The organism is Clostridium perfringens ATCC 13124 (assembly GCF_000013285.1).
In the GTDB taxonomy this organism is placed as follows: Bacteria; Bacillota; Clostridia; order Clostridiales; family Clostridiaceae; genus Sarcina; species Sarcina perfringens.
On record NC_008261.1, the window covers coordinates 1294710 to 1315717 of the forward strand.

The following is a 21008-nucleotide window of genomic DNA, read 5'->3' on the forward strand; positions in this document are numbered from 1 at the left end:
TATAGAATAATAGGTTATGTATGGAAGTTAAGTATTAAATATATAAGTATTTAGATATTTAATACTTTTATTTATAAGAAAGTCATTTTAATGTGTTTTATTTTAATAATTATGTAAAATTTATGGTGTTTTTTTAAGGGGTATAATAGGCTATTAAATAATGCCTTTTAAAAATAAGAGTATAATTTTATTAATAAAATTATGTAAGTTAATTTTTGTAATATTATACATGAATTTATACTAAATGTTAGTTGTATTACAGTAGTTAATTTGACTTATTTATAATTATTTTTTTGAAAAAGAAAGGATGATTATTATGATTAGCGAAAGGGTAGATTTATTAATTAATAATGGTGAGATTTTAGATGAGATTGAAGGGACTTCTGAGAGAAATATTGATAGAAAATATAGTGCCTTAAACCTAACATTAAGAAATGAAATTGCTAACATAGATAGAATAGAAAAAGCAATAAAACTTATAAAAGAAAATACTTCAGCCTTTTCAGAATATAGAAGAAGAAATTTATTGAACTTAGCTGTAAATATATCCTTAGAAGAGGATATGGACAAAGCTTTAAGTGAAATAGAAAACATTTATATTAATCTTAAAAGTGAATTTTCACAAAGTAGATATTTAATGTTAGCAGCAGAAGAAATATTCTTCTCAAGAAATTTTATTAATGTTGAAGAAGTAATAATGAATACAAAGAGTGCTTACAAGTATATGAAGAAAAATCATAGATTTGAGACTAAAAGAGAAGATCTTTGCTCAGCAGCAATGATTGCTATGACTTCAGAAAATCTTGAAGAAACCTTTGATGAAATCAATGAATGTTATGATATTTTAACAGATTGCGGTTTTTCAAAAAATAATGATTTAGAATTATTAAGCAATGTGTTATCAATAATAAATATGCCTGTTGATATAAAATGTGCACAAGTAAGGGATTTAGCAACTAATTTAAAAGAAAATAAGGTTGAGTTTAAGAAATCTTATCTTCCAATACTAGGAATAGCAGTCTTTGTAACTGATGATTACAATAAGTTAAGTAAAAATGTTTTAGATGTTTCAGAGACTTTAAAAGAAAATGAAGGATTTAGATCAGTTACTGTGGATGAAAAAGCTAGAAATATTATGGCTTTAATTTTAGTGGTTAAGGAATATTTGGATAATTTAAAGGATGATTCTAAGCTAAAGATTATAAAGAAATCTTCAGATAAATCCTTAGAGGCTGTATTTGCAATTGCTTCATCTGGTAGTGTTACCATTGAAGAAGTTTTGATATAACTGTTACAGAATAATTAGGTTAAAATTTATTATATAATTAATTTATAAAGTAAAAAGTATTTTTAACAAAAATGGAATGGAAGTTTGTATTTGAGATGAAGGGCATTATCAAAGTATGAAGTTATTTTGATACATGCTCTTTTTCTTTTTAAATAAATTTTAGAATAAAAGTTATAAAATATTTAATAATAAATGGTATAATTAACTGATGGAATAATTGGGATTTTGATTTAATAAGGAGGGGAAAAATGTATAGATATGAATATGTAGAAGCACAAGCTGAAGGTTTCTTTAATAGTGCTAATCATAGAGAAATTATTGATCAATATGCTGAGAGAGGATTTAAATTTATCACTGCAATACCAACTAGTTTTAGCACCTATGGAAGTGTAAAAACCTTTGATTTAGTTTTTGAAATAGAAGTATAGTAATTATATTATTAAAATTATGGATAGCATAAGTAAGATAAAGGAATCTATAATAAACACTTTAATATAGATTCCTTTATTTGTATAATTACATCCAAGTTATTTTAGCTTCTTTTCTTGGTACAGTTCTTTTATATTTAACTTTAGGGTAACCAATAACCATACAGTTTACTAAGGATTCATTCTCTTTTAAGCCTAAGAATTCATTGATTTTAGGGTTTGCTTCAGAGGCTCTTTGTAAAAATCCACTAAAATATGTTCCAAGTCCTAAAGCATTAGTCATAAGCTCCATATTAGATGCTGCAAGAGAAGCATTTACAGTAGATTCTGATTTAACAATTATAAGTGCAGGAGCTTTAAAGAATAGTTTATCTTCACCATTTGGATCTTCTAAGAAATCATTATACATTTTAATCCACATATAACAATATCTTTTTATATTTTCAGGAGTAGTTTCTTTATTTAATAAGTTTTCTCCTAGAGATTTTAAGGTTTCTAGAACTATTTTTCTAAGTTCTTGAATCTTATCTTTTACAACAACATAAGAAACATTTTGAAGATTACTACCTGTTTGAGTAAATCTTCCTGCTTCTATTATTTTTTCAAGTTTTTCCTCTTCAACATCTTTATTTTGGAAAAGTCTTGTACTTCTTCTGAACTTAATAAAATTTAAAAGTCTATCTGAATCAATATCAAAACTATCTTTGTTATATTCTTGAATTTTACTCATATCGTAATCTGAATCTGAAACAGCCTCCTTAGGACAAATAGCAATACAGTGCCCACATTCCATACAGCTTTCATTTTTTATATGAGCCTTACCATCTAACATTTCTATGTCACTAACTATACAATCTTGCATACAAAGGGTACAGCCTATACATTTACTAGTATCCACATTCATCATAATAAATCAACCTACCTATCTAATAATTATATATCCAAATAAAATTATAGTAATTATGAAATTTTAAGACAAGTACGCAATATTTATTTAGTTACTTACAAAAAGTTAAGTATTGAAGTTAATTTTATTTAATTTAATATTATATAATTTATAATGGATTTAAAGTAAATAAGACTTTAGAAAAGTGGAAGTTATTTGTATAAATGCTTTATTTAAGAAGAAGCAAAATAGACTATTAAGAAATATTATTATGTGATATCATTAAGCAGTAAAATAAATTTTAGGACCGGTGTTATATGAAAAAACATAATAAAAGGAAGATTAATGAAAAGCATATAGAACACGCTTTAAAGGTTTTAAGTGGTAAATGGAGATTAAAAGTTTTATGGGAAGTTTCTAGTTATGAAAACATAAGGTTTAATCAGCTACAGAAAAACGTGGATGGAATATCTAGTCTTATGCTAACAAGAGTTTTAAAAGATCTTATAGATAACAAACTTGTTATAAGAACTCAATTTAATGAGGTGCCTCCCCATGTTGAATATTCTTTAACTGACTTAGGGAGAAGTCTATGTCCTATAATAAGGCTTTTAGAGGATTTCGGCAAAAAGACATTAGAATAAAAAATATAAAAAATCAAAATTTACTTAAAATACAGTTTAAAATTAAAGTTTAAAAGAGGAGTTTTAATATCCAAATTAGGTAGGAATATTAAAACTTCTTATTTTTTTATTTAATTTTCAATCTTTAAAATTTACTTATGAAATATAATTTGAATAGGAAATAAAATATGAACAAATTGTAACTAAATGTGGTACAATTTTTATAGAAGTATATTTAAAATAAGCAAATAAGAGTTTGAAAGAAGGAGAAAGCCTTGGAAGTAAATAGTATAATAAAAACTTTAAAAAAGGCATTACCACCAACTATTTTATCTATGGTTTTACTTTTAGTAAATTTAAAGTTTTTTGGATTAAGTAATATAATTATTGCAACTTATATGACTTTAACATTTATAAGAATGAGGACATATCTAATAATTGAAAATAATATTTTTAAGCCTTTATTTATACAATTAGCCATAGGGGGATTAGCCTCTGTTGCAAGTATGGGAGGACTTTTAGAGGTATTAATAAACTTTTTTGGAATAATAATATTGGTTTATTTACTTACAGATGAGTATAATCCGGATAGTTATTTTCCTTACTTAATGGCCTTCGTTCTTCTTCAAATGTTTCCAGTAAAATTTGATCAAATTTCTAATAGGCTTTTAGGAATTTTTGTATCATACATAATAGTTTATTTAGCTTTAATGATTGTATCACCTAAGGGAGAAGATAATAAAATTCAAGAACTAATAAAAAGTGGATTTGAAAATATTCATTCTCAATTTAAAAATCTTTATTATGATGATATAGATAAAGTTAAAAGTGAACAGATAGAGCTTTTTGATATTTGTAGGGAGCTTAATAGATTTGTGTATTCAGGTGGAAGAAGAAAGTACTATCAAATTATGATTGCTTTTCAACATATAAATAATATTATACATGATCTAAAAAGTTCAAAGGAAATAATTGAGGAAAATAAAAAGGAATTTAAAAGGTTTTATAAGTTATTTAAATATCTTGAAAATAATTTTAATGATTATAAATTATGTTATGAAAAGTTAGAGGGATTTAAAAAAGAATTTAAATTCCACAATAAAAATCTTACTTTTTATACAAGTTTAGTTTTAAGATATTTATCAGAATCTATAGAACATTTGAACTATCATAGATTTAACTTAAGGAAGTTTTTAAACTTTAAAAATAACAAGGATTATTTTCAAGTTTATAGTAAATATAACTTTAAACTTAATGAATTTAAACTTAGATTTGCTATAAGAATGTCAGTTATAGTAACTTTAGCTTTTTTCGTAATTAGAAGGTTTTCCTTACCAAAGGGATATTGGTTACCAATGACAGTCTTTATTTTAGCTCTTCCTTTTTATGAAGATAGTAAAGCAAGGGTTTACGCTAGATTTAGAGGAACTATTTTAGGAGTTATAGTAGCATTTTTACTATTTTCTGTTTTTAAAGGACAAGAGATGCATTTTGTTATAATTTTAGTTACAACATTTTTTATGTATGCTTTTAAAGATTATGCAACAATGAGTATATATGTAACTTGCTATGCTTTAGCCATAACTACCATATCTATGAGTGATGGGGAAGCGGTTATATTAAGACTATTATATACAGGAATCGCTGCTATAGTAGTATTATTTGCTAATAAATTTATTCTTCCTAATAAAAATCATGTTGAACTTATAAATATGGTGAAAAGGTTAATTGATTTAGATAAGGTTATGATCACTAAAGTAAGAGAAGCACTAGAAAAAGATTTTGATGAAATGGAATTAAGAAGAATTATTTATTCTTCATATTTAATTAGTGGGAGAATACAAATGCATACAAATCCTAGTGATGAAAAAGAAGATAAAGAAATTAAAAAGTTTATGCTTTCAAATAGTGAATTTACAACTTCAATTATAAACTATGCAGTTGTTTTGAGTAATTCAAATAAAGGAGCCTTAGATTATGAGTACATAAATGAGGGTATAAGTTTGATTGAAGAAAAATTAAGGAGTTTTAAGGAAGAATTTTTTTATAATCCTAATTACATAGGAAGCTTTTGTAAAAACATTCAATTAATAGACCATGAGGATAATTATAAGAATTATTGTTTAATTAAGTGTGTAGACAGGGTTTATAACCTTGAAAAGAATTTAAATGTATTAAAGAAAACAATAATAAATTAAGATAATAATTTTAATATTCAATTTAAAAAATCCTTTATTTTAAAAATAAAATTAACTTTTTACTTAACTTAACATATTTAATCATTTATATGCATATATAAATAATAGTTGCTTAAATTTTATCTTTAGGTAAGACTTAAAGGAGGAGTAGAGATGGAGTTAAAGTTAAGATGCAATTATAAGGAAAGTAATGATGAATTAAAGCAAGTTGAAGAAAAAAATCAAAGTGCAGATGCTTTTTGTTTTAATTGTGAAAAAGGTTTTAGTGTAAATGATGGAGGATACTTCATAGTAGATGAACCATATTGCTCTTTAGAATGTGTTATAGAGGCAATAATAAAAGAAATAAATAGTGAGCTAATGATTAAAAAGATGGATAGAGATAATATTGATCTAAAATATTTATATAATAGTTCAGCTAAGAAAAATTTACTTCACTTAAAAAATCATTATAATTTAGACTCTACTCAAAAGGAAAGAATAATAGAATTTACCAAAGAAAAGGGAGCAATATATTTAGTAGAATTTTTAGAAAAAGTTTTATATGATAATTAAATTTAAAATAATATATTGGTTTAAAGTAATGTTTTAAATTAGAGATAAGATAATATATGTATATAAAATATATGGATTAAAAAGTGCGTAACTATTAGTTATGCATTTTTTTTATTAATTTTAAATTTTAAGGTGAAAATTAAACTAACAGGATATTTAATTAATTTAAAATCGTTAAGCTTGTGTAAAGGAAGTGGTGGTATAATAATTGGAATGCTAAAATATTTAATGTATTTACATAAAAATTAAATTTTAAAAATGTAAAATAAGGAGAATATTATGATAAAAGTACTACTTGTTGAAGATAATATAGAGATTAGTGAAAATATAGTTGAGTATTTTAAAAATGATGTGGAGATAGAATGCGTTTATGATGGATTAGATGCTATAGAATATTTAAATACATATTATTTTGATATAGTTATATTAGATTTGATGCTGCCAGGCGCTGGAGGTATGGAGGTATTAAACTTTATTTCAAAGAAGAGGCTAAATACAGGAGTTATAGTTCTAACTGCAAAAGAAGAGCTTGGAGATAAGCTTAGAGCCTTTAATTTAGGAGCTAATGATTATTTAACTAAACCTTTTTTTATGGAAGAATTAAAAGCAAGGGTAAATGTTATACTTAAAAGCTTAGGAAAGATAAAAGATTCAAACATACTCCAGTTTAAGAGTATGGAAATAAACATGAAGACAAAGAAGGTTTTTATAAATCATAAAGAATTAGAATTAAATGAGAAATTATTTAATCTATTAGAATATTTAGTAATAAATAAGGGAGTTGTACTTTTTAAAGAGCAACTTTTTGATAATATATGTGGATATAACAGTGATGCATCTACAGAAATTATAGAAGTTTATATGAGTAGACTTAGAAAACAATTAAGTCCCTTTGGATATGATAAATATATAGTTACTAAAAGAGGAATGGGATATTTAATAGATGAGAGCATAGAGGATTAGAAAATGAAGAGAAAAGATATATTCTTTAAAACAAAGAGAAGTGTAACTTTAATTAGTGCAGGAATAGTTTTTTTCTGCCTTTTAATATTTGCAATTATAACCACAACATTATATACATCTAGAGTATTTGTAAATGTTGATAATAGTTTACTTCAAGAGAAAGAAAAGGTTCAAAAAGTATTAATTCCTAATCCGCAGGATAGACAATTTTTTGAAATTGGTAAAAATGTTTTACCTCCTACTCCTCCTAATATTATAGCTATTTTATATAGAGGAGATAGGGTTTTATCAATGAATCCTAATCCCTATTTTGATGAAGATAATTTACCAGATTTAGGGGAAGAATCTAAGAGTAAGGTAGAACAAATAACCTTTAAAGGTTATAAGTTTAGAGGAGTTACCATATCAAGTAGAGATATAAGAGTACAATTACTTATGAATATTGATTCTGAAGTTCAATCAATAAACCAATTAATAAAAACCATAATAATGGCTTTAGTAATATTAATAGGAATTGCATTAGTTTTATCATATATTCTTTCTTCAAAGGTAATAAAGCCTATAAAGAAAGCTTATGATAAACAAGTATTTTTCGTTCAAGATGCATCCCATGAGATGAAAACACCTTTAGCTGTTATAAAAGGCAAATTAGAGCTTTTAGCAAATTCTTGGGACGATAAAATAGAAGATCATTTTGAACATATTTCTAAAATGATGAGTGAAGTTAGAGATCTTGAAAAGCTAAATAGTGACTTATTATTATTATCAAAGGAAGATATAGATAATAGCGTAAATATAGTATCCTTTGAGCTAGAGGAGTTCATAGAAGATTTAAGTGAGTTTTATGTTGATTTAGCAGAAGTACAGGAAAAGAATTTTATTGTAAATAGACCTCTTACTCCTGTAATAGTAAAGTGGGATTATAGTAAGGTAAAAAGAATGCTTATAATACTTCTTGAAAATGCATTTAAATATACAGAAGAGGGTGGTAAGATAAGCCTATCTTTTGAAGAAGTAAATAAAAATATAAAGATAATAGTTTGTGATAATGGTATAGGAATTAAAGAAGAGGATATAGGACGTATTTTTGATAGATTTTTTAGAAGCGCAGATGTTAGAGGAAAGAATATTAAGGGTAGTGGAATTGGATTAAGTTTATTAAAATCTATTGGCAAGACCTTAGGAACAGATATAAAGTTATATTCAAAATATGGTATAGGAACAAAATTTGAAATTACAATACCTAAAATATTAAATTAATACTTAACAAAATAATTAGGTAAATTAAATTTAAAAATAGTAGTTTTATTAAAACTAAGAAAATAAAAACTTATAAATATTATGAAGATGATAGCTAAGTTAGTTTTTGATCAATTATTTAGATTAGCTCTTTTCTGATTATATTTATAAGTTTTTTTGCTTTTAGAAAAATTTTTTATAAGCGTTAAGGAACTATTAAGGTTAGCTATTTAAAATAGATTTTGATGAGAGATTGGAGGTGAATTTAGTGAAGGAGAAAAAGTTTAGACATGAGATTAAGCATTATATAAATTACTCAGATTATAGAGCAATTAAAAATAGATTAATGCATATTATGAAAATTGATGCAAATGCTAGTGAAAATAATGAATATAAAATACGAAGTCTTTACTTTGATAATTTAAATGACAAGGTTCTTATGGAAAAGATTAATGGAGTAAATTATAGAGAAAAATTTCGTATAAGATTTTATAATGATAATCACTCTTTTATTAAACTAGAAAAGAAATCTAAGATAAATGGATTATGCTCAAAGGATAGTGAGTTAATAAGTAAAGAGGAATGTGAAAAAATTCTTAAGGGAGATATAGAATTTTTAAGATATAGTAATAAACCTTTATTTATTGAATTTTATTCAAAAATTAAGGGGGATTTATTAAAGCCTAAGAGCATAGTTGATTATGTAAGAGAAGCTTATATATACAGATTAGGAAATGTGCGTATAACCTTTGATAAAAAAATAAGAACAGGAATATACAGCACTAATATATTTGATAGTGAAGTACCTACAATAGAAGCCATAGATAATAATATAGTTGTGTTAGAAGTAAAGTATGATGAGTTTTTACCAGAATTAATACAAGATATTATTCAAACTAATGAGCGTAGAGCATCAGCTATTTCTAAGTATGCAGCTTCAAGAATATATGGATAAGCTTTTTATAAGGTTTGTTTAAATTAAGATAAATCAGAAAAACATGCAAAAATACATTAGTTTAAAATATAGGATTAAATTAGGAGGATAAATAAATGAGCAATCAAGCAGTTAATTTTAGTGACATATTTAAATCAAGTTTTGTTGATAAAATGACATCTATTTCATTTTTAGACATGTTTATAGCAATGATCCTTTCTTTTGCAGTAGGATTATTTATAATGCAGGTTTACAAAAAAACATTTAAGGGAGTTATGTATTCATCAACTTTTGCAATGTCTTTACTGGCACTTACTTTAATAACTACATTAATTATACTTGGAGTTACTTCTAACGTAGTTCTTTCACTTGGTATGGTTGGTGCACTTTCTATAGTTCGTTTTAGAAGTGCTATAAAAGAACCTATGGATATTGCATTCTTATTTTGGTCAATAAGTGAAGGTATAGTTTTAGGTGCTGGCCTTATTCCTTTAGCTATTTTAGGTGCCGTTTTTATAGGAATAGTAATGGTTCTATTTGCTAATAAGAAAACAACAGATAATCCATATATATTAGTGGTTAATTGTAAAAATGATATTAGTGAAAATAGTGTACTTAACATACTATCTAAAAATGTAAACAAATATTGTGTTAAATCAAAAACTATTTCTCCTTCAAATGGAATTGAAATGACAATAGAAGTTAAGTTAAAGAATATAACTACATCCTTTGTTAATGAAGTATCAAAAATAGAGGGAGTTTCAAATGCTGTTTTAGTTAGCTATAACGGAGATTACATGGCTTAAGCTTTAGTTTATATAGATAAATACAAGTAGGAGAGGGTAAATTTATTCTCTCCTATTTTAAATAAATTGAATTTTTGTAAGGAGGGTGAGTTTAAGTGATAAATGAAAAGGCAAGTAAATATATTTCTCTAATAAGTATTTCCTTAGCTGTCATATTTGTTTTTGTATCCGTATTTGCTTTAAAGTCATTTAATTCTACAGAAGCACTTAGTACTAGTGGACAATCTTCTACTATTGATACGGTTTTAAATAAAAATATTGTAACTGATATAGATATAAAGATAAAAGAAAGTGATTGGGAATGGTTAATTGAAAATGCTACAGATGAGGAATATAGAAGTGCAGATATAACTATAAATGGAGAAACTTTTTATAATGTTGGGGTTAGACCTAAAGGAAATTCAAGTTTATCCTCTGTTGCAAATGATGATACAACAGATAGATATAGTTTAAAAATAGATTTTGGACAATATGTTGACGGACAGACCTATCATGGAATAAGAAAACTAGCTTTAAATAATAATATATCTGATGCCACTTATATGAAGGAAGCAATATCTTATGACATATATAATTTTCTTGGGATTCCTACTCCAGAGTATTCTTATTCAAACATAAAGATTAATGGAGAACAGTGGGGATTATATTTAGCATTAGAAGTAATTGAGGAGAGATTTGTTGAAAAAAATTATGGTGAATTAGAAGGTAATTTATATAAACCTGAAACTATGGGAGTAGGGGCAAAAAAAGATGAAGGAAATAAAGATGCCATGCCTGATATGAAAAATAATCAAGGAAGAGAAGGGGGAATGATGAATCCACCTAATATGCCTAACAATGAAGGAAATAATAAAGAGGGTAATAAACCTATGAATATTCCTAATGAAAATCAAAATATGGCTGGCAATATGAATAAAGAAAATGCAGGAATGGGACAAATGTCTCCTATGATGGGAGGAAAAAATAATGAAGGTGCTGATTTTAAATATATAGATGATAATATTAGCAGTTATTCTACTTTAAGAGATAGTGCAGTATTTAAGAGTACAACGGATGAAGATTTTGAAAATGTAATTGAAATGATGAAAAGTTTAGAAAATGGTAGGGATATAGAGAAATATTTAAATGTTGATGAAGTTCTTAAGTACTTTGCAGTAAACACTTTCTTAGTTAACCTAGATAGTTATTCAGGTGGAATGTATCATAATTATTATCTTTACGAAAATAATGGAGTTTGTGAGATACTTCCATGGGACTTAAATTTATCCTTTGGAGGATTTGCCACAAATAGTGGAAGTAGAGCTGTAAATTTCCCTATTGATTCTCCTGTTACAGGTAATTTAGAAAATTTCCCTCTTATAGGAAAACTTTTAGAAAATGATGAATATAAAGAGAAGTATCATGAGTATTTAGATAAGATAGTAAATGAATATTTTAAAAGTGGTATTTTTAGTACTACAGTTACCAATAATGATAAGTTAATAGGAGATTACGTAAAGATTGATCCTACAGCATTCTATACTTATGATGAATACAAAAATGCCATTAAGGAGTTATTAGTTTTTGGAGAGGATAGAACAAAGAGTGTAGAAGCTCAGTTAAATGGAGAGCAAACATCAACGGAATATGGAAACATTGAAACTTCATTAAATTTAAAAGCCTTAGGTGAACAAAATATGGGTGGAAAAATGCCTAATGATAAGATGAATGAAGAAAACTCAGTAAATAATAATGAAGAAAATAATAATGGACAAGCTATTCCAGAAGGTGGAAGACCTTTTAATGGAGGAAACATGGGAGAAGCTCCTAATAATATTAATAATCCTAATGGTAATATGGATAATAAAATACCTAATATGGGAAACATGCCTACACAAGAAAATATACAAGAGGCTATGAAGATATTGAATAACAGGGATTATTCAAGCTTAAGCGAAGAGGAAAAGAGACAATTAAATGATTTAGGAATAAGTGAAGAAAATATAAATATGTTTAATAATATTCCTAAACAAGGAGAAAGAGGAGAAGTTAGAGAAACCTTTAATAAAACATATTATGTAATATTTGGAGGAGTTATCCTAACACTATTAATTTCCCTAGTTTTTGTAACAAAGTATAAAAGAAAAAGATACTAAGTATATTAAAAAGCTACACATAAATGTGTAGCTTTTTCTTTTAGGAACATATAAAAATAAAATTACATATTATATAACTAAAGTATTTTTATAATAATTAATTATCAATTGATAATATAAATTATATATGTGCCTTGATCTTATATGTTTTATTTAAGTTTTAATATATTAATTGATAATATTAGGGGGATAAATATGGAGTCAAGATATTGTGAAGCTAATAAAGTAACAATTATATCTATATTATGGAATATAGTTTTAGCTATAATCAAAATATTAGCAGGTATAATAGGAAAGTCTAATGCTATGATAGCAGATGGTGCACATTCAGCATCAGACATTATAAGCTCTGTAGGAGTATTAATTGGGAATAAAATAGCAAGCATACCAAAGGATAAGGGACATAATTATGGACATGAAAAAGCTGAAACTTTAGTCTCTTTTTTATTAGCTATCCTACTAGTAATTTTATCTATAAAGATTGGGTATAATGGGGTTTATTCACTTTTTCATTTAAATGAAGTGCAAATTCCAACAACTTTTCCTTTAGTTGTATCAGTTATATCTATTATTATAAAGGAATATCAGTATAGAATTACTATTAAGGTAGCTAAGAAAACAAATTCACCGGCACTTAGGGCTGATGCATGGCATCATAGGTCAGATGCATTATCCTCAGTTGCAGCTTTTATAGGAATAGGTGGAGCTATTTTAGGGTTTAAATCACTAGATTCCATAGCATCAATAGTTGTTGCTCTTTTTATAGCAAAGGTAGGAATTGAAATTTTAATAGGTTCAGCAAATGAGCTTATGGATATTTCTATTGATGAGGAGAAGGAAAAGGAAATAAAAACTATAGTAGATGAAGTTGAAGGAATTAAGTCTTTAAGAGAGATTAGAACAAGAAAGTATGGGGCTATGGCTTATGTAGATTTAGTAATATGTGTTGATAAAGATATTTCAGTTTTTGAGGGACATAGGATTGCTAGTGATTTAGAGAATCTAATATTAAAAAAAATGAAATTTATTAAAGGTGTTACTGTTCATGTTGAACCTTTAATATAACTTTAAGATTTATATTTATAAAGTAATTTTAATAAGGATAGATAAACTATCCTTATTTTTTTATATTTATTTAATATGTGGTAACTAAAAAGTGCCTAATTGTTTAAACTAATACAAGTTGCTAAAATTAAATTAACTTAAGAGAGAATAATGTATTTTAAAAGAGATTTTAGGATAAATTTATATAAAAATTAATATTAAAAGTTTGGAGTGAGAAAAATGAATAAATATGAATATATTATAATAGGATTTGGAAAAGGTGGGAAAACACTTGCTGGTTACTTAGGAAAACTAGGTAAAAAGGTTGCTATAATAGAAAAATCAGATAAGATGTATGGTGGAACATGTATAAACGTTGGATGTATTCCTACAAAAACTTTAGTACATAAAGCAAAAGTGTCCTTATATAAAGGGTTAAATACCTTTGAAGAAAAGGAAAGAGAGTATAGAAAAGCTATAGAAGAAAAAAAATCTTTAATAGAAGCTTTAAGAAATAAAAATTATAATATGCTAAATAATAATGAAAATGTAGATGTATTTAATGGAACAGCTTCATTTATTTCAAATACAGAAATACTTATTAATAGTGAAAAAGAAGATATAATTTTAGAGGGAGAAAAAATCTTTATAAATACAGGAGCTACTACTATAATTCCTAATATACAAGGAATAAAAAGTAGCAGTAAAATATATAACAGTACTACAATAATGGAATTAAAAGAATTACCAAAACATTTAGTTATAGTTGGCGGTGGATATATTGGATTAGAATTTGCATCAATTTATGAAAGTTTTGGCTCAAAAGTAACAGTAATAGAGGCCTTTGATAGAATTGCTGGCAGAGAAGATGAGGATATTTCTAAAAGTATAAAAGAAATTCTAGAGAAAAAAGGAATTGAATTCTTATTAGGATCAAAAGTTAAATCTTTTGAAGAAATACATGGAGAAGTTGAAGTTTCTTATGAAAATAGCTTAGGTGAGTTAAATAAAATTACAGGAGATGCAGTTTTAATAGCTATAGGTAGAAAACCAAATACTGAAGAATTAAATTTAGAGGCTGCAGGTGTTAAAGTAACAAATAGGGGAGCTGTAGCAGTTAATAATAAACTAAAAACAAATGTCCCTAATATCTGGGCTATTGGAGATGTTAATGGTGGTCCTCAATTTACATATATATCTTTAGATGATTTTAGAATTATAAAAGACAATTTATTTGGAGAAGGAAAGAGAAGTACTGATGATAGAAAATTTATTCCATACTCAGTATTTATTGAACCAAACTTATCTAGAGTTGGATTAAGTGAAAAAGAAGCTTTAGAAAAGGGCTTTGAAATAAAAACTGCTAAATTAGAAGTTAATAATATTCCAAGGGCAAAGGTTATTGGAGAAACTGAAGGAATGATGAAAGCTATAGTAGATGTAAAGACAAACAAGATACTAGGTTGCACACTTTTATGTGCAGAATCAGCTGAAATAATAAATATAGTTACCTTAGCTATGAAAGCTGATGAGGATTACACTTTCTTAAGAGATAATATATTTACTCATCCAACTATGAGTGAGGCTTTAAATGATTTATTCTCATTAATTTAGTTAAAAATTATAATTTTATATTGTGATGTTAAAAAAGTGGATTCTTAAGGAATCCACTTTTAATTTTTTATAAGTTCATACTAACTTAAAGATGTTCTTCCAATAGAAGTATTATCAGATTTTCTATCTCTTAAAGCAACAATTGGATTTTCTTTTGTTTCAAATCTATAATCTTCATTATTTTTTGAAATAAAATCAACTATGACCTTATGACTTGGAACATCTTCAACATTTTTATTAACTTTATTTTGGAATTCATGGAACGATGAATCAGGACCTAATTTACTTACATCAACGTAATCATCTTTTATAGTTGTATTATTAACAGTATTATCTAATATATCTCTAACATAAGATATATTTTCTCCAAGTGTTAGAAGTTCTGGGAATTCACCATTTGGAATAACTTCTTGCCATTCTTTATTTTCATATTTTTTAAGAAGATCACAAGCTTTATGTAATTGAGCAACTTCCTGAACGAAGCATTGTTCCCATAGTCCTTTAATATATGGATCAACTTCAGAATTATAACAAGAATAATACAAATATGCTTCAGTGTATTTATGCATAAGTAGATTTTCAAGCCATGTACAGTTAGGATCTAAAAGACTTCCATAGTGAGAAACGTGTTGTTCTTCTATTAAGCCTATTTCTTGATAAAGATTTCTTCCAATATCACTAGTATAGAAACCTGCTATATTCATGTAATAATTCATAGTTTGTTGTTCTGCCGCAGTTATTATTGATATATCTAGTTTAGTAATAAGGTCTGCTGTTTTAAAATCAACAAAGTTTCTTATGTTGTCAGCGGGGCATCTATGTTCAGATATGGTTGGTCTACCTGGCATTATTTCTGTATAATGTCCAACTAGATTTTCTGCTTTTGTTCCTTCTTCCATAAATAATAAATCTGAATATCTATATAAATGGTCAAAATCTTCAAGTAATGCAAAATCTAAAGCTTTTTTAACATGTTCATTAGGTTCACGCTTTGCAAGTCTAGCAGTTAAATCTACAGCTAGTTGTTCATAGCTTATAGTAGTCTCTAAAATACTTTCATTAGCAGGTCTTAATGAACCAATTAGCATTTGTTGTTGTTTATCTAATCTTCTAGCAAGGGCAAGTTCTCTTCTAAGTTCATTGTTATTACAGTTTCTAGAGAATTGATGAGAAAACCAGTTTGCTTCAAATTCAGCTCCATTCATTAAAATTATTCTAGTTTTTGTATAAGGATCAACTTCGTTTTTATTATAAGGTTTTGCGTAAATATTTCTCCAGTCTGTGAAATGGTCTTGGATTTTTGAGCTTTTTTCTAAAAATGGATTCATAATAAATAAATCACTACCTTTCCAAATTTTAATATAATTTTAGTATTACAAAATCCTTTTTTAGTATTCATTAATTATGAAAATAATCATTTATTTGTAATCATATGGTACAATTAACTTAATAAAAGACTATTTGGAAAGAAATATATATTATTAAGGGGGGACTTATTTGAGAATAATCGATATTATATTAAGCATAACTATATTGATTAGTAGTGCAGTTAATACAATTATTGGCAAAGATAATAAACTAATGAACTATTCAGAAGATAAGTTAAATGAATTAGAAATATATAATTCTGCTAGTTTAGAAAAATTTATTTTAGAAAGAAATTTTGAAAGTTTATTAGATAAATCTAATAAAGAATTTAGCCATAATATTGAGCAAGACTTAATAGATAATAGTTCAAATGTGGAAGAAGATAATTCATATCCAGAGACTAATAGATTTAATAGAGAAAATAATTTAAAGGATTCTGTTATTAGAGATGGATATGGTGCTTACATTGAAGATGGTTACATAAAATTTGGAGAAAAAAATAAGAGCTTAAGAATTTTTACTAAAGGTAATTATGAAAATGATGGAGCTAAATTAGATTTAGATGTCAATGATTATGATGATACTAGAGAGCTTGAAAATACTTATGGTTATTTAGTTGGAGAACAACCAATTAGTCTAGGTGGTTTAGATAGTCGTTATTACTTTGAAACGGCAATAATAAAAGGGGTGATGGTTGAATATCCTAATATAGTTGTTTTAGATAAAAACTATCAATTAGATGATAAATCGGCACTTTCTTTTAAGAGTAAGGATGGACTAATCGAGTTTTCTTTAGTTAACCTTAAAAATTATAATGATGATGACAGTAAGTTTTTTTATAAAAAAGAAACTAGCTATGGAGAGGTATTAGAATCTATGTGTGGTGATGATTGGTTTTACTCATATACTAAAAAAAATGGTGAGATTATATATAGTTTAAAAGTTTTAGATGGAGATAGATTAAAAGGATTTTCTTATAAGTTTCCAGTTCAATATAAAGATGAATTTAAGCCTATTATAGAACGAAGTAGAAAAACCTTTGAAATGTTTAATGGTTTTCCAAAGAGTATAAATTAAAATATATTTTAACAGTATAATTAAATATAAGTTTAATGTATTAAAAAGTTTAAGAAGATAGGGGTAATTTCATGTATTTATCTCTATCTTTAAATTTTTTATAATAAGGTTTAGGTAAAATAGTAATTAACTTTTTAGTTGAATTATTTTATAATATAGATTTAAAAGTAGAGTAGATAGTAGGTATAAGTAGTTTAGAATAATTTTATTGAAAATAAGGAGGGATATGCCTTTGAACTTAGATATTTTAATGAAGAACTTAGTAAGGCGAACTTCCAGTTTTACTAGAGAACAAGGTAAAAAGTTAATTAAGGAAGCATATGTGAAAGATGTTAGGGGCAAGAGCATAGATGGAATTTATCATATTTATGGGAGTGTATTAAATGATGATAAAAACTGGGATTATAATACACACATAAAAATAAATATGAAAAATAGTGATATTGTTGGTACTAATTGTAGTTGTGAAACCTTTAAAGAGAATAGTAAACATATAAAAAATTATGTGTGTAAACACATTTCAGCAACTAATGATGTTTTTTATTCCTTAGCAAAGAAGAAGATGCAAAATAATAAGTTAAAAAGTAATAATAAAACTCAATTAGTTAAAGAGAAAAATGAGGAACATAAAGGGCAAGAAAAGAGATTTTTATCTTTAGATATAAATATTAAGCACATGGTAAAAGAGGGGATTACTTTATTTAACTGTGAGTTTAGAATTGGTGCAGGAAATTTAAATTTAATACTGGATTTAAAAGATTTCTTATATAAAAATAGTTTAAAAAAGCCTTTAAAATTTAATGATGGATTTACTTATAATCCATTAAAAGATGAGTTTTTAGAAGAAGATAAAAGAGTTCTTCAATTTGTAGCAAGCCATAAGGACATGATAAGTGGAAGATATTTAAGGATTAAACAAAATAATTTAAAGGATTTTCTAAAATTAGTTGATGAAAAGAAAAAAATAAATTTTAATTTTAACTCAATTAATTATGAGGTTAAGGTGAAAAAGGAAAATGTTCCAGTAGCCCTGACTTTAAAGGAAGGCAAAGAGGGATTTGTATTAAGTCACCATAAGAAATTCCCTGTTATTTTAAATAACTTAGGAGATGTTATGTTTTTTGATAGAAACTTATATCTTCCAAGGAAGAGACAGTTAGAATATTACAGTCCAATTCATAAGTTGTTTCTAAAAAATAATACAATCACATATAAGAAGAGCTTAGAGAGTCTAAGAAACCTATTAGAAGAACTGAAGAACATAAGCAAGAATATAGTTTTAGATGAAAATATTAGAGTTTTTAAAGAAAAGCTTATGAAAACAACCTTTAATTTATATAAAAATAAGGGAAAAATTTATTGTAATGTAAAAATTGATTATTGTGGATACATAATTGATTTAATAAGAGATGAAAAAGATAATAGCTTTTTAAGAGATTTAAAAAGTGAGAAATATATAGAATTTCAACTTGAAAGATTTAAGTTCATAAAGAGAGAAGAAGATTTTTGTTTTATAGGAAATGAAGAGGAAATATATGAGCTTTTCTCTAAGGGAATTAAGAGGCTTAGAGAACTTGGAGAAGTTTTATTATCAGAGGAACTTAAGGAGTTTAAGGTTTTAGATTCATCCCTTATTTCATCAGAACTTAAAGAGTTTAGTAATTTCTATAAGCTTAAGTTTGACTTTGGAGATTTTGAATTAAGAGAACTTAGAGAAAGCATAGAGGCTATGAAAAGGGGAGACCGCTTTTATAGAACTAAGAAGGTTTATTTAGATTTAGAGGATCCTGGTATAGTAAACTTTTTAAATCTTCTAGAGGATTTAGGATTAGAAAATATAAAAGATAATGAAGTCTATATAGATAAGAGTAAGGTTTTATATATCCAAGAAAAATTAAAGGATAGAAATCTCTCTTTTATAAAAGGGGGAAATGTTCTTCAAGAAATAGTAGGAAAGCTTCTAAATAAAGAATTTAAGAGAAAGCTTCTTCCAAAGGCTTTAAATGCAGAGCTTAGACCTTATCAAAAAGAGGGGTTTAAATGGATTAATGAAATTACTGATTTAGGTTTTGGTGGAGTTTTAGCAGATGATATGGGACTTGGTAAAACCCTTCAAATAATAGCTTTTTTATTATCTCAGAAAAAAAGCAAAAGCATAGTAGTTGTTCCAACCTCTGTTATATATAACTGGATGGATGAGTTTGAAAAGTTTGCTCCAAGTATAAGGGTTGGATTAGTTCACGGTAGTAAATCTAAGAGGGATAAGGTTTTAAGAGATTTTAAAAGAGGACTTGGTATTAAGATAGAAGAGGAGAATTTAAAAGAAAAATCCTATGAAAAATATGATGTTTTATTAACTACCTATGGAACCTTAAAGAATGATGAAAAAGCTTATGAAAACTTAAGTTTTGATTATTGCATAATAGATGAGGCTCAGAACATAAAGAATCCATCAGCACAAGCAACTTTATCTGTTAAAAATATTAAATCAAGATGCAATATTGCCTTAACAGGAACTCCTATAGAGAATAATTTAATGGAGCTTTGGTCAATATTTGATTTTGTTATGCCTGGATATTTATTTACTAAGGAGAGATTTAGAGAAAGATTTATTTTAGATGAAAGCAATTTAAGTGAATTAAAATCTTTAATAACTCCTTTTATTTTAAGAAGACTTAAGGAAGATGTTTTAAGTGAACTTCCAGAAAAACTTGAGAAAAAATACTTAGTAGAAATGAAAGGAAAACAAAAACAGTTATATAGTTTCTATGTAAAGGCAATAAAGAATCAATTAAATGAAAATAAAAGTTCTGAAAAGAGTGGAAGAGATAAAATTAATCTATTTGCCTATTTGACAAAATTAAGAGAAATTTGTTTAGATCCTTCACTAGTTGTACCAGATTATACTGGAGAAAGTAGTAAGCTTACTGTGGTAAAAGAAATTGTAAAAGATGCTAGTGAATCAGGAAAGAAGATTTTACTATTTTCTCAATTTACTTCAGTACTACAAAAAATAGAAGAGGACTTTAAAAAAGAGGATATTTCTTATTTATACTTAGATGGAGGAACTTCTGCTAAGGATAGAGTAGAGAGAGTTAAAAAATTCAATGAGGATAGTAATATTAAAGTGTTTTTAATATCTCTAAAGGCTGGGGGAGTTGGACTAAATTTAACCTCTGCCAGTGTGGTTATACATTTTGATCCTTGGTGGAATCCAGCCGTAGAAGATCAAGCTACAGATAGAGCACATAGATTTGGACAAGAAAATAAAGTTGAAGTTATAAAGTTAGTTGCAAAGGATACTATTGAGGAAAAAATAGTATTAATGCAGGAGGATAAAAGAGAACTTATTCAAAGTTTAATGGATGGAAAAACTATGGATGGTAAGGGATTAAAACGCCTTACGGAAGAAGAAATTAGTAAATTATTTGAGTAAGAATTTAATAAAAGAAAAAAAGCTAAGATATTTAAACATCTTAGCTTTTTTTCTAATCTTACCATTATCTGTAGTTGGTGGCAAACCAAGTTAGAGAGTTTAAAGAAATAAGACTAAAATTAATCTTATTTATACATAAAAATCATCCAAGTTATTTTTAAAGCAAAGAAGGTTGTTTACTCTAAAAATACAATATAAAAAACAGGCTAACAGAAAATCCGAAAAGTTTATAGTATAACCATACGTTCCTAAAGTATGTTATTAAAATTTAAATATACTATAATTACATTATAAACTACTATTTGCAATATATAAACTAATTTTTAAAATTTGGTTAAAATAAATATTTTTACTAAAGAAAAAAAGGATAATTTTATCTTAGAAAGAAACTATTATTTAGGGAATTCTAAGGGA

The 21008-nt window shown here is 26.1% G+C and carries 16 protein-coding genes; 14 read left to right on the plus strand and 2 right to left on the minus strand.

Annotated elements, in window-relative coordinates:
• Window positions 1-316 precede the first annotated feature (316 nt).
• Both CPF_RS05560 and CPF_RS05565 read left to right on the plus strand, forming a co-directional pair.
• Window positions 317-1288: a DUF4003 family protein gene (locus tag CPF_RS05560; protein ID WP_011590583.1), complete on the plus strand. Its 972-nt coding sequence runs from the start codon at window positions 317-319 to the stop codon at window positions 1286-1288.
• 248 nt (window positions 1289-1536) lie between these two features.
• Entirely contained in the window at window positions 1537-1716 is a 180-nt protein-coding gene (locus CPF_RS05565) for a DUF4177 domain-containing protein (RefSeq protein WP_003456349.1), read from the plus strand.
• 88 nt (window positions 1717-1804) lie between these two features.
• Here CPF_RS05565 and CPF_RS05570 read toward each other — a convergent pair whose 3' ends face one another.
• Complete coding sequence (locus CPF_RS05570) at window positions 1805-2623, minus strand: nitroreductase family protein (protein ID WP_011590584.1); 819 nt, start codon at window positions 2621-2623, stop codon at window positions 1805-1807.
• A gap of 296 nt (window positions 2624-2919) precedes the next feature.
• Between CPF_RS05570 and CPF_RS05575 the strand changes: the two genes are divergently transcribed.
• The 10 genes from CPF_RS05575 to CPF_RS05620 all read left to right on the plus strand — a co-directional run bounded on the left by CPF_RS05575 (window position 2920) and on the right by CPF_RS05620 (window position 14713).
• Window positions 2920-3246 carry a winged helix-turn-helix transcriptional regulator gene (locus tag CPF_RS05575; RefSeq protein ID WP_003456232.1) on the plus strand — a complete coding sequence of 109 codons (327 nt, stop codon included), beginning with the start codon at window positions 2920-2922 and terminating at the stop codon, window positions 3244-3246.
• Between the two features lie 254 nt (window positions 3247-3500).
• On the plus strand, window positions 3501-5423 hold the full coding sequence (locus CPF_RS05580) for an FUSC family protein (protein ID WP_011590585.1): 1923 nt from the start codon (window positions 3501-3503) through the stop codon (window positions 5421-5423).
• Window positions 5424-5576: 153 nt separating this feature from the next.
• On the plus strand, window positions 5577-5978 hold the full coding sequence (locus tag CPF_RS05585) for a hypothetical protein (RefSeq protein ID WP_011590586.1): 402 nt from the start codon (window positions 5577-5579) through the stop codon (window positions 5976-5978).
• A gap of 279 nt (window positions 5979-6257) precedes the next feature.
• A complete protein-coding gene (locus CPF_RS05590) occupies window positions 6258-6941 on the plus strand; it encodes a response regulator transcription factor (protein WP_003456343.1) in 684 nt (227 codons plus the stop codon).
• A 3-nt stretch (window positions 6942-6944) separates the two neighbouring features.
• Window positions 6945-8201 (plus strand): sensor histidine kinase, encoded by a 1257-nt coding sequence (locus CPF_RS05595; RefSeq protein WP_011590587.1) that lies wholly within the window; start codon window positions 6945-6947, stop codon window positions 8199-8201.
• Window positions 8202-8448: 247 nt separating this feature from the next.
• The gene (locus tag CPF_RS05600) at window positions 8449-9135 is read left to right on the plus strand and encodes a polyphosphate polymerase domain-containing protein (RefSeq protein WP_003456340.1); all 687 of its coding nucleotides are present in this window, start codon (window positions 8449-8451) and stop codon (window positions 9133-9135) included.
• 95 nt (window positions 9136-9230) lie between these two features.
• A complete protein-coding gene (locus CPF_RS05605; protein ID WP_003456146.1) occupies window positions 9231-9920 on the plus strand; it encodes a DUF4956 domain-containing protein in 690 nt (229 codons plus the stop codon).
• A 95-nt stretch (window positions 9921-10015) separates the two neighbouring features.
• A complete protein-coding gene (locus tag CPF_RS05610; RefSeq protein ID WP_011590588.1) occupies window positions 10016-12055 on the plus strand; it encodes a CotH kinase family protein in 2040 nt (679 codons plus the stop codon).
• A 195-nt stretch (window positions 12056-12250) separates the two neighbouring features.
• Window positions 12251-13120: a cation diffusion facilitator family transporter gene (locus tag CPF_RS05615; RefSeq protein WP_011590589.1), complete on the plus strand. Its 870-nt coding sequence runs from the start codon at window positions 12251-12253 to the stop codon at window positions 13118-13120.
• Window positions 13121-13339: 219 nt separating this feature from the next.
• Window positions 13340-14713 carry an FAD-dependent oxidoreductase gene (locus tag CPF_RS05620; protein ID WP_011590590.1) on the plus strand — a complete coding sequence of 458 codons (1374 nt, stop codon included), beginning with the start codon at window positions 13340-13342 and terminating at the stop codon, window positions 14711-14713.
• An 80-nt stretch (window positions 14714-14793) separates the two neighbouring features.
• Here the strand turns inward: CPF_RS05620 and CPF_RS05625 are convergent, their stop codons facing one another.
• Window positions 14794-16041, minus strand: a complete 1248-nt coding sequence (locus tag CPF_RS05625; protein ID WP_011590591.1) for a hypothetical protein — start codon at window positions 16039-16041, stop codon at window positions 14794-14796.
• 169 nt (window positions 16042-16210) lie between these two features.
• Between CPF_RS05625 and CPF_RS05630 the strand changes: the two genes are divergently transcribed.
• Both CPF_RS05630 and CPF_RS05635 read left to right on the plus strand, forming a co-directional pair.
• Window positions 16211-17158 carry a hypothetical protein gene (locus CPF_RS05630; protein WP_011590592.1) on the plus strand — a complete coding sequence of 316 codons (948 nt, stop codon included), beginning with the start codon at window positions 16211-16213 and terminating at the stop codon, window positions 17156-17158.
• Between the two features lie 232 nt (window positions 17159-17390).
• Window positions 17391-20594, plus strand: a complete 3204-nt coding sequence (locus CPF_RS05635; protein ID WP_041702650.1) for a DEAD/DEAH box helicase — start codon at window positions 17391-17393, stop codon at window positions 20592-20594.
• Window positions 20595-21008 lie beyond the last annotated feature (414 nt).